Annotated in this window: 7 protein-coding genes; 2 read left to right on the forward strand and 5 right to left on the reverse strand. The window is 71.9% G+C overall.

Annotated features, from left to right (window positions below):
• From K6I34_RS23340 to K6I34_RS23360, 5 genes are all read right to left on the reverse strand, one after another.
• Nucleotides 1–1,425 (reverse strand): MFS transporter (locus K6I34_RS23340; RefSeq protein WP_229328291.1); only part of this gene is annotated, 1,425 nt, incomplete at its 3' end.
• Nucleotides 1,422–3,209 carry an IucA/IucC family siderophore biosynthesis protein gene (locus K6I34_RS23345; protein WP_229328292.1) on the reverse strand — a complete coding sequence of 596 codons (1,788 nt, stop codon included), beginning with the start codon at nucleotides 3,207–3,209 and terminating at the stop codon, nucleotides 1,422–1,424. The genes K6I34_RS23345 and K6I34_RS23340, both read right to left, overlap by 4 nt.
• Entirely contained in the window at nucleotides 3,206–3,793 is a 588-nt protein-coding gene (locus K6I34_RS23350; protein ID WP_229328293.1) for a GNAT family N-acetyltransferase, read from the reverse strand. The genes K6I34_RS23345 and K6I34_RS23350 overlap by 4 nt, the downstream gene beginning before the upstream one ends.
• The gene (locus K6I34_RS23355) at nucleotides 3,790–5,103 is read right to left on the reverse strand and encodes a lysine N(6)-hydroxylase/L-ornithine N(5)-oxygenase family protein (protein WP_229328294.1); all 1,314 of its coding nucleotides are present in this window, start codon (nucleotides 5,101–5,103) and stop codon (nucleotides 3,790–3,792) included. Before K6I34_RS23355 ends, K6I34_RS23350 begins: the two co-directional genes overlap by 4 nt.
• 34 nt (nucleotides 5,104–5,137) lie before the next feature.
• Nucleotides 5,138–6,730 carry an aspartate aminotransferase family protein gene (locus tag K6I34_RS23360; RefSeq protein WP_229328295.1) on the reverse strand — a complete coding sequence of 531 codons (1,593 nt, stop codon included), beginning with the start codon at nucleotides 6,728–6,730 and terminating at the stop codon, nucleotides 5,138–5,140.
• A 253-nt stretch (nucleotides 6,731–6,983) separates the two neighbouring features.
• On the opposite strand from K6I34_RS23360, the gene K6I34_RS23365 reads away from it, so the two are divergent.
• On the forward strand, nucleotides 6,984–9,038 hold the full coding sequence (locus K6I34_RS23365; RefSeq protein ID WP_229328296.1) for a penicillin acylase family protein: 2,055 nt from the start codon (nucleotides 6,984–6,986) through the stop codon (nucleotides 9,036–9,038).
• A complete protein-coding gene (locus K6I34_RS23370; protein ID WP_229328297.1) occupies nucleotides 9,031–9,630 on the forward strand; it encodes a GNAT family N-acetyltransferase in 600 nt (199 codons plus the stop codon). Before K6I34_RS23365 ends, K6I34_RS23370 begins: the two co-directional genes overlap by 8 nt.
• Nucleotides 9,631–9,934: the final 304 nt, after the last annotated feature.

Below are 9,934 nucleotides of genomic sequence, written 5' to 3' on the forward strand. Positions count from 1 at the left end.
CCCCGCCCCCGCCAGCTGGGCGGACTCCACACCGGAGGCGAACGCGGAGCGGACCGCGTCACGGTCCGCCTCGGTGCGGGCGCCCGCCAGGGCTTCCGGCAAGGAGCCCGCGGCGGTGATCGTCGCCGGGAGCAGGGCCGTGAAGCGGGAGTTCATGACCGCGCCCAGGGCCGCGACGCCCAGGCTGCCGCCGAGCTCCGACATGGTGCCGTCGACCCCGGCGCCCGCTCCCGCCTGCTCCGGCGGGATCGATCCCATGACCGCCCCGGCGATCGCGGGGTTGGCCACCGCGCAGCCCGCGCCCATCAGGACGAGACCGAGGAGCAGTACGCCGTAGCCGTCCGAGGGAAAGGCCGCGACGACCGCGAAGCCGAGCGCCATCACGCCCACACCGACGGCGACCGCCACCGGCAGCCGCATCCGGGCCAGCAGCCGCGTCGACGCCCCGGTGAAGTTCAGGGCGACGACCGTCAGCGCGAACGGCGCCGTGCGCAGGCCCGCTTCGAGCGGGGAGTAGCCGCGGACGAACTGGAGCTGCTGCGAGAGCAGGAACAGCGCGCCCGCGCTGCCGAAGGTGATCAGCACCACGCCCACGACGGCTCCCACGAACTGCCGGTTGCGGAAGAACCGCAGGTCGAGCATCGGGTGCGGGATCCGGCTCTCCCAGAGCACGAACGCGCCGAGGACGAGCACACCGCCGAGCGCCGCGGCGAGCACCCGGCCCGAGCCCCAGCCGTGGTCGGGCCCGGAGATGACGGCGAAGACGACCGCCGTCATGCCGGCCGTGGACAGCAGGGCGCCGAGCAGGTCGGGCCGTCGGCCGTCCGCGTTCCTCGACTCGGGCACCAGGACCCACGCCGCGCCGAGACCGACCAGCACCACCGGGATGTTGATCAGGAAGATCGCACCCCACCGGAAGTGATCGAGCATCAGGCCGCCGATGAGCGGGCCCGCGGCGAAGCCCAGGGCGTTCACCGCGGCCCAGACGCCGATGGCCCGCAGCCGCTCCTCCTCGTCGAAGACCTGCATCACGACCGCGAGGGTCGTGGTCGTCAGCAGGGCCCCGCCGACGCCCATGCCCGCGCGGGCGGCGATCAGCTCACCGGTGGAGTCCGAGAAGCCCGCCGCCAGCGAGCCGACGCAGAACAGGGCGAGCCCGGCGATCAGCATCCTCTTGCGGCCGTAGCGGTCGGCGGCGCTGCCCCCGGCCAGGAGCAGCCCGGACTGCACGAGCGCGTACGCGTTGATCATCCATTGGACGTCCGCGGTCGTCGCGTCCAGCTCCCGGGTGAGGGACGGCACGGCGACGTTGAGGACGGTGTTGTCCAGGACGACGGTGAGCTGCGCGAGGCAGATCACCCCGAGGATCAGCCACCGGGCCGGGAGCCGGGCCCCCGTCCCGGTGGCGTCGGCCGTCACGCTCATGCGGCCCGCGGGGCGAACCGCGCGATGGGGTTGCGCAGCGTGCCGACGAGCTGGAGCGCGCCCGAGGGGTCGGCCAGGTCGACCATCTGCTGGTTGTTGCGCAGCTGGAGCCGGTTGAGGCAGGACAGCGCGAACTCCTCGGCGAACATGTCGTACCGCTCGAAGCGGTCGGCCAGCTCCGGCACGGATGCCTGATAGTCCGTCACGCACTCGGCGACGGTCCGCCAGAACGCGTCCTCCTCCAGCACGCCCTGGTCGGCCAGGACCGCGTTGAGGTAGCGCAGGAAGCAGTCGAAGACGTCCGTGAAGATCGACAGGAGCTTCATGTCCTCGGGGACCTCCGCCTTGACCCGAGCGACCTCCGGCGGGAGGGCCGCGTCCGGGTCCATGACGACGATCTCCTCGGCGAGGTCCTTGAAGATCACCCGCTCGACGGTGCCGCCGTCGAGGACCATGATGACGTTCTCGCCGTGCGGCATGAACGCCAGGTCGTACGCGTAGAAGCTGTGCAGCAGCGGCGTCAGGTACGCGTCGAGGTAGCGGCGCAGCCACGCCTCGGGCGACAGCCCCGACCGCTCGATGAGCGCGGCCGCGAGCGAACGGCCCTCCTTGTCCGTGTGGAGGAGGGAGGCCATGGTGGCCAGGCGGCGGCCCGGCTCGACGCCCGGGACGGGGCTCTCGCGCCACAGCGCGGCCAGCATCTTGCGGTAGGGCGAGTAGCGGTCGGTCGCCGCCTCGTACTGCCGGTGGTGGTAGCCGACGGCCGCGCGCTCCCGGATGACCGTCAGCCGCGCCGCCCGCAGGACACCGTCCGACTCGGTCAGCTTCGCCAGCCAGTCGTTGATGGCCGGGGTCGCCTCCATGTAGGCGGCGGACAGGCCGCGCATGAAGCCCATGTTCAGCACGGACAGGGCCGTCTTCACATAGTGCTTGTGCGGCGCGCTGGTGTTGAAGAACGTCCGGACGGACTGCTGGGCGAGGTACGCGTCGTCACCGGGGCCGAGGCACACCAGGCGCCGGTTCGCGACCTCGGCCGCGAACGTCACCGACAGCTTGTTCCACCACTGCCAGGGATGGACGGGGATGAGCCGGTAGTCGGCGAGGTCGAGCCCGAGGCCGGCCATGGTCTCCGCGAAGCGGGCGAGGGTCTCCTCGCCGAGCTCGTCGCGCATCAGGCCGTCGTAGTCGAGGCCCGCGCCCGAGGTGAAGGTGGCGTGGTCGCCGTGGGCGGCCAGCCAGATCAGCCGGATCGGGCTCGCGGCCTCCGGCGCGTACGCGTGGTACTCGTGCACGCCGAAGCCGAGGCGGCCGTTGTTGGCGACGAAGCCCGGGTGGCCCTCCGTCATCGCGGTCTCGACGGTCTGGAAGTCCGCCTCGGCGAGTTCCGCGGCGCTCGGCTGCTCCTTGGCGAGCTTGTAGGCCGTGCCCGAGAGCGTGGAGCTGATCTCCTCCAGGTAGACCGGGAGGACCGCGTCGGACAGGCCGAGCGCGTCCCGCAGGATGATCATGAAGTCGAGCGCGTCGAGGGGGAGTTCCGTATCACCGCGGTGCCGGGTGATGCTGTCGGCGTCGATCTGCCAGTGGTCGAGCGACAGCAGCCGGGCGGCGAACCGGTACTCCTGGCTGCCGTCGTCGCTGCGCACGACGTAGTGGCCGGGCCCGGCGGGCTCGGGGGTGAGCAGCCGCTCGTGGGAGAACTCGGCGAGCGCCTTGCGGACGAGCTGCCGGTTGGCGGCCGCCCAGTGGGCCGGAGTGAGGTGGGAGACGGCTTCGCGGGGGTTCACGCGGATACTCCTCGGGTGGTGGCGGTACCGCCGCTCGCGTTGTGGAACTGGTCGCGGGTGCAGACGCTGAGCAGCGCCTCTTTCTCGGGCTTCCGGAGGGTGCGGACGACCTCGAAGCCGACCGCCGCGTTGAGCGCGTGCACGGCCTTGTTGCGCGCGTCGGGCTCGACGACGACGCGGCGGGTGGCGGGGGAGTCGAAGAGCCAGGCCATGACGGTGGTGATCACCGCGCGGGTGAAGCCGTGCACCGGGGTGTCGGTCGGCGCGCACAGGAAGTGCATGCCGACGTCGCCCTCCTCCGGGTCGTAGAGGCCCACCAGGTCGACGTACGTCGGGTCGTAGCGCTCGATCAGGAAGGCCGGGACGCCGTCGAGCATGCCGACGAAGGCGTCGTGGTGCGGGTTCCCGGCGACCTCGCGGTAGAAGCGGGCGACCTCCGCCACGTCGGCGTCCTGCATCAGCCAGAAGGCCGCCTTGGGGTGGGTCACCCACGGGTGCAGCAGAGCGGCGTCGGCGTCCGGGTCCAGCGGCCGTACGGAGAACTCGCCGAGCGCGTCGGTACGGGTCCAGAGGGTCGTCGTCACAGCGCGACCCCGCCCTCGGGGGCGCCGAACTGCTGGAAGGCGATGGACTTCTCGATCGGGTACACCTCGCGGCCGAGCAGCTCGCGGAGGATCCACGCGTTGCGGTAGGGGCCCATGCCCAGGTCGGGGGAGGTCACGCTGTGCGTGTGGGTGCCCGCGTTCTGCAGGAAGACGCCGCGGCCGGTGGTGTCGACGCTGTAGTTGCGGGCGACGTCGAAGCGGCCGTGACGGTCCCAGCGGATGCGGTCGCGCACCGGCTCCAGGAAGGCCGGGGTCCGGTAGCGGTAGCCGGTCGCCAGCACGAGCCCGTGGGTGGTGAGAGAGAAGTCCCGCTCCTGCTCCACCTGGCGCAGGCCGAGGGTGTAGGTGCTCGATATGTCGTCGTACGAGGCGCTCTGCAGGGCGGTGTTGGTCATGAGCCGGGTGGGGACCGGGCCGCGCACGCTCTTCTGGTAGAGCAGGTCGAAGATGTTGTTGATCAGCTCCGCGTCGATGCCCTTGAAGAGGCCCTTCTGCTCGCTCTCCATGCGGTAGCGGGTGTCCTCCGGGAGCGCGTGGAAGTAGTCCACGTACTCGGGGGAGGTCATCTCCAGGGTGAGCTTGGTGTACTCCAGCGGGAAGAAGCGCGGGGAGCGGGTCACCCAGTCCAGGCGGTAGCCGTGGGTGTCGATGTCGGCGAGCAGGTCGTAGTAGATCTCCGCGGCGCTCTGGCCGCTGCCGACGACGGTGATGCTCTCCTTGGCCTGGAGCAGCTCCTTGTTCTGCAGATAGGCGGAGTTGTGCAGCACGTCGCCGCCGAGACCGCGGCAGGCGTCCGGGACGTACGGCGGGGTGCCGGTGCCGAGCACCAGATGGCGGGCGCGATGCGTGCCGGTGCTGCCGTCGGTCCGGACGGTGTGCACGGTGTAGACACCTTCGGCCTCGTCGTACTCGACGGAGGTCACCTCGTGGCCGAAACGGACGGAGCGGAGCTTGCCCGCGGCCCAGCGGCAGTAGTCGTTGTACTCGCTGCGCAGCGGGTAGAAGACCTCGCGGATGTAGAAGGGGTACAGCCGGCCGGACTCCTTGAGGTAGTTGAGGAAGGAGTACGGCGAGGTGGGGTCGGCCAGCGTGACGAGGTCGGCCATGAAGGGCGTCTGGAGCGTGGCGGAGTCCAGCAGCATGCCGGGGTGCCAGTCGAAGTCCTGCTCCTGCTTGCTCTCCAGGAAGAGGCCGTCGAGCTCGGCGAGCGGTTCGGTCAGGCAGGCGAGACCGAGGTTGTAGGGGCCGAGGCCGATGGCGACGAAGTCATGGGTGGTGGGGGGAGTCATCGGGGATTTCCTGTTCGAGGAGTGTGAGGGCAGGTCAGCCGGCGCGGTGGAGGAGCTCGGCGGTGAGCCGCTCGTCCACGTACCGGCCCGCGTGCCCGGCGAGGAGGTCGAGGACGTGCGCGATGTCGTCCAGCGAGGTCTCCGGGTTGAGCAGGGTGAACTTCAGGTAGTGGCGTCCGTCGACCTTGGTCCCGGCCACGACGGCGTCACCGGAGGCGGCGAGCGCCTCGCGGGCGTGCAGGTTGGCCTCGTCGGCCAGTTCCCGGGCCCGGTCGTCCGCGGGTACGTAGCGGAAGACGACGGTGCTGAGCTGGGACTTGGTGACGACCTCGAAGCGGGGGTCGTCCATGAGCAGGTCGTACGCCCGGGCGGCGCGGTCGCAGACCTCGTCGAAGAGCGAGCCGATCGCGTCCGGGCCCATGATGCGCAGGGTCAGCCAGAGCTTGAGCGCGTCGAAGCGGCGGGTGGTCTGGATGCTCTTGTCGACCTGGTTGGGGATACGGGCCTCGGCCATGCGGGCCGGGTTGAGGTAGTCCGCGTAGTACGTGGCGTGCCGCAGGGTGGCCCGGTCGCGGACGAGGACGGCGCTGGAGCTGACCGGCTGGAAGAAGGACTTGTGGTAGTCGACGGTCACGGAGTCCGCGCGCTCGATGCCGTCGAGCAGGTGGCGGCGGGTGGGGGAGGCCAGCAGGCCGCAGCCGTACGCGGCGTCGACGTGCATCCACAGGCCGGCCCACTCGCACAGGTCGGCGATCTTGGTGAGCGGGTCGATGGAGCCGAAGTCCGTGGTGCCCGCCGTGGCGACGACGGCCATGACGTACAGGCCGTCGGCGTGACAGCGCTCGATCTCGCGGGCGAGGGCGGCGGGGCGCATGCGCCGTTCGGGGCCGGTCTCCACGACGACGACGGCGTCCCGGCCGAGGCCGAGGAGTTTCGCCGATTTCTGCACGCTGAAGTGGCTGGCCTCGGAGGTGAGGATGCGGACTTTCGGGAGGATCTCGTGGCGCTCCAGGGGGAGCGCGGAGTTCTTCTCCGCGTAGCGCAGGGCCTCCTCGCGGGCGAGGAGCAGCGCCTGGAAGTTGGACTGGGTGCCGCCGCTGGTGAAGATGCCGTCGGCGTCCTCGCCGAGGCCGATGCGCTCGGCGGTCCAGTCGATCAGACGGCGCTCGATGAGGGTGCCGCCCGCGCTCTGGTCCCAGGTGTCGAGGGAGGAGTTGACGGCGGTGAGGACGGCCTCGCCGAGCAGGGCGGGGATCACCACCGGGCAGTTGAGGTGCGCGAGGTAGCGCGGGTGGTGGAAGTAGACGGCGTCCCGCAGGTAGACGTCCTCGAGCTCGTCGAGGGCGGCGGCCGGGTCGGCGAGCGGCCGTTCCAGGTCGATGCCGGATATCCGGGGGGCGAGCTCGGCGGGGGATATGCCGGTGAAGGGCCGCTCGGTGCGGGCGATCCGGTCGGCCACCCGGTCGATCCCGGCGGCGAGGGAGCGCCGGTAGCTGTCGACCGTCAGATGGTTGAAGAGGTGCGGCCTGGCGTCCGCCGCACCCGTGGCCTCCGCCGCCGTGGCCCCGGGGGCCTTGGGTGCGGCGGCTGCCGAAGGGGCCTCGGCGATCTGCCCCTGGGAACTCATGTGGTGTCCTTCCGGTCGCTGACGCGCTGATTGCTGAGCGATCAAACTTAGGTGAGCCTAACCTAACCTATCCCGCGATCACGTCACCCCCGCTCCGGGCCGACGAAAGGCGAGTGGGGGGTCGAGGGGATGGTTAGGTTAACCTAACCTAACAACGATTTTCGGCCAGGGGGCGCGGGCCCTCGACGGGCACCGGCACAGTGGATCCGTGACCGTGCCGCACCGTCAATTCACCGCAGAACGAGGAGGCTTTGTGAGCATCGAGGTCCACCGGGACGCCTGGGGCATCCCGCATCTCCGGGCCGACGGCCCGGACGAGCTCGCCTTCGCGCAGGGCCGCAACGCCGCCGTCGACCGTGCGTGGCAGATCGAGGTGGAGCGCCACCGCTCCCAGGGCACCACGGCCGCCTTCCTCGGCCCCGAGGCCCTCGGCTGGGACCGGCTCGCCCGCCAGGCCCGGCTCGACGACACCGCCCGGCGCTGCTTCGAGAGCCTCGACGACGGCACCCGGACCTGGGTCACGGCCTACGTCGACGGCGTCAACTCCGGCCTCGCCGAAGGCGCGCGGCGCGCGCCCCAGTTCGCCGCCACCGGGCTCGCCACCGGCCGCTGGCAGCCCTGGACCCCGCTGGGCGTCTGGCTCTCCCACCACCTCCTCTTCGCGGGCTTCCCCTCCAAGCTCTGGCGCGAGGAGACCGCCCGGCACCTCGGGCCCGAGGCGGCCGAGCTCTTCGCCACCGACGGCCCCGCGGGCTCGGGCAGCAACGGCTGGCTCGTCACCGGCGACCGCACCGCGAGCGGCGCGGCCCTCATCGCGGGCGACCCGCACCGCTTCATCGAGGACCCGGGCATCTACCAGCAGATCCACCTGAAGTGCCCCGAATACGATGTCGTGGGGCTAGCGGTCCCCGGCGTTCCCGGCATCGCCCACTTCGGCCACACCGGCTCCGTGGCCTGGGCCATCACCAACGCCATGGCCGACTACCAGGACCTCTACCGCGAACGGCTCCGCCGCACCGCCACCGGCGTCGAGGCCCTCGGCCCCGACGGCTGGAGCCCCGCCACCGCCCACATCGAGACCGTCGAGGTCGCCAGGGCCGACCCGGTCACCGTCGAGATCGTCGAGACCGACCGCGGGCCCGTCATCATCGGCGGCCCCGACGACACCGAGGCCATCAGCCTCCGCTGCCCCCCGCGCGTCCGCCAGGACCTCGGCTTCGCCACCCTGCCCGCGCTGCTCCGCGCCACCACCGTCGCCGACGTCGACCGCGCCTTCGACCACTGGACCGAACCCGTCAACGTCGTCCAGGCCGCCGACACCCAAGGCGGCCTGCTGCACCGGGTCGCGGGCAAGGTCCCGCTGCGCCACCACGACAACCGGCTGCGGATCGTGCCCGCCTGGGACGCCGCCCACGCCTGGCAGGGCTGGCACGAACCGATGCCCCGCGCCGACGTCGACGGCATCGCCGTCATGGCCAACCAGCGCGGCCTCGCCGCACCCCTCGGCGTCGAGTTCGCCCCGCCCCACCGCGCCGACCGCATCCGGGAACTGCTCGACGCCTCGGACGGCTGGACCCCCGGCGACATGGCGGCCGTCCACACCGACACCCACCTCGCCTCCGCCCGGCCCCTGCTGGCGCTGCTCGGCACCCTGGACGACCTCGGGCCGGACGCCGCCCGCCTCCGGGACCGGCTGCTGCGCTGGGACCGCCGCATGGACGCCGACAGCACCGACGCCGCGGCCTACGCCGCCGTACGCACCGCGCTCGTACACCGCGTCGCCGCCCACCCGGCGCTTTCCGCGCTGGCCGAACGGCCCCCGTACCCCGACATCTTCCTGCCCTGGCTCTCCCTCACCCAGCGGACCGCCTTCGCCCTCGAACACCTGCTGACGGACCGGCTGCTCACCGACGAGGAGCGCACCGCCTGCGTCCGCGCGGCCGTCGAGGAGGTGGCGGCCGCGGGCGCGCCCGAGCAGGCCTGGGGCGAACTCCACCGGCTCGCACCCTGGCAGTCGCTGCCCGACGCGACGCCGGAGGAGTGGCCGGGACTGTCCGGCGACCACGACTGCGTCCTGTCCACCACCAGCGTCCCCGGCCTCACCGACCTCAGCGCACGCGGACCCGCCGCCCGCTACGTGTGGGACCTCGCCGACCGCGACAACAGCCTGTGGGTCGTGCCGTTCGGCGCCTCCGGAGTGACCGGCGACGCACACCAGAGAGACCAGATGCCGCTGTGGCTGCGGGGCGAGCTCGCGCCTGTCGTCACCGACTGGCAGAAGCTGACCCAGGAGCACCGCAATGTCTGACACCCCCGCCGCCCGGACCGCCGTCCACGAGGAGGACATCGACGGCTTCGGCACCGTCCGCGTCGTACCGGTGGACCCCGCCGCCGACATCGACCTGATCCACAGCTGGGTCGCCGAGGACCGCGCCCGCTTCTGGGGCATGCAGGAGGCGGGCCGCGAACGGGTCCTGGAGATCTACGAGTACCTGGACTCCCTCACCACGCACCACGCCTACCTCATCCACCGGGACGGGGTGCCGGTCGCGCTCTTCCAGACGTACGAGCCGGAGGCGGACCCTGTCGGGGAGTACTACGACGTCCGGCCGGGCGACTTCGGCATCCACCTGATGATCGGCCCCGTATCGGGCCCCACCGGCGTGACCGAGCGGGGATTCACGGCGACGCTCATCTCCGTATTCCTCGCCTATGTCCTGCAGGAGCCGGAGCGGCTGCGGATCGTCGTCGAGCCGGATGCGCGCAACGCGAAGGCTGTCGCCCGGCTGGTCCGTATGGGGTTCACGCTGGGGGAGCAGGTCGATCTGCCGGAGAAGCGGGCGCAGATGGCGTTTCTGACGCGGGGGGAGTACGAGCGGGGCGTGTTGGCCGGGACGTAGCCCCCGGGCTGCGCCCCGGCACCCGTGGTCAGTTGCTGTCAGGTGGTCCGGTTGCGCCCACCGGGGTGCGGCTTGCGCTGCGCGCGCGGGTGCGGCCCCGGTGGGGGCTTGTCGCGCAGTTCCCCGCGCCCCTCAATGCCGCCTGCGAGCTCGGCTCGCTGTGCCCGTCCGGCGACTGCGGGCCGTCGTTGGTTGCTCGCGCAGTTCCCCGCGCCCCTGACGGGGCGCCCCGGACGGGCGGAGAGCCGACAGCGGACGTGGGCGCCCCCTACCGGCAGCCGACGTCCGGTGGAGGGGGCGGGGC

This window comes from Streptomyces sp. UNOC14_S4, from assembly GCF_020740835.1.
In the GTDB taxonomy this organism is placed as follows: Bacteria; Actinomycetota; Actinomycetes; order Streptomycetales; family Streptomycetaceae; genus Streptomyces.

Coding starts and splice junctions, on each gene's coding strand:
- K6I34_RS23355 (WP_229328294.1), bottom strand. CDS start 5,103: ATGACTCCCCCCACCACCCATGACTTCGTCGCCATCGGCCTCGGCCCC.
- K6I34_RS23360 (WP_229328295.1), bottom strand. CDS start 6,730: ATGAGTTCCCAGGGGCAGATCGCCGAGGCCCCTTCGGCAGCCGCCGCA.
- K6I34_RS23370 (WP_229328297.1), top strand. CDS start 9,031: ATGTCTGACACCCCCGCCGCCCGGACCGCCGTCCACGAGGAGGACATC.